Origin of the sequence: Candidatus Avoscillospira sp. LCP25S3_F1 (assembly GCF_052117125.1) — a bacterium.
In the GTDB taxonomy this organism is placed as follows: domain Bacteria; phylum Bacillota; class Clostridia; order Oscillospirales; family Oscillospiraceae; genus Avoscillospira_A.
Genome location: NZ_JBQKJT010000079.1, coordinates 1 through 412 on the forward strand (window position 1 = coordinate 1; position 412 = coordinate 412).

Below are 412 nucleotides of genomic sequence, written 5' to 3' on the forward strand. Positions count from 1 at the left end.
ATAGAGCCAGCCCTCACCGGTGGGAATGTAGGTAATATCGCCCACCCAGGCTTGATTTGGGCGTTCAAAGAAGAAGTTTCGTTTGAGGAGATTCGATGCAACGGGATGGCTATGCTGGGAGTTGGTTGTGACTTTATAGGCCCGACGTCTGGCCGAACAGATGCCGGCAAGGCGCATCTGACGGTGTACCCGCTTGCGAGAGCAGCCGAAATCCGGTTTAAGCAGATGATAGAGGCTGTCCAATCCCAGGGCAGGATATTTTTGGTGTAGTTCCACCAGTTTCCGTTTCAGTGCTTGATTGCGCTGCTCACGGATACAGGGCTTGTGATGCAGCCAATCATAGTAGCCGCTGCGCGAGATCTCCAGGGTCCGGCATGCCTGTTCCACAGTGGCTCCCTGGCGGTGCAGCGCC

The 412-nt window shown here is 55.6% G+C and carries 1 protein-coding gene; it reads right to left on the bottom strand.

Annotation, left to right across the window (positions count from 1 at the left end; translation table 11 throughout):
* A partial coding sequence (locus tag ACTQ33_RS17195) for an IS3 family transposase (RefSeq protein WP_441465700.1) occupies positions 1-387 on the bottom strand: 387 nt, incomplete at its 3' end.
* Positions 388-412: the final 25 nt, after the last annotated feature.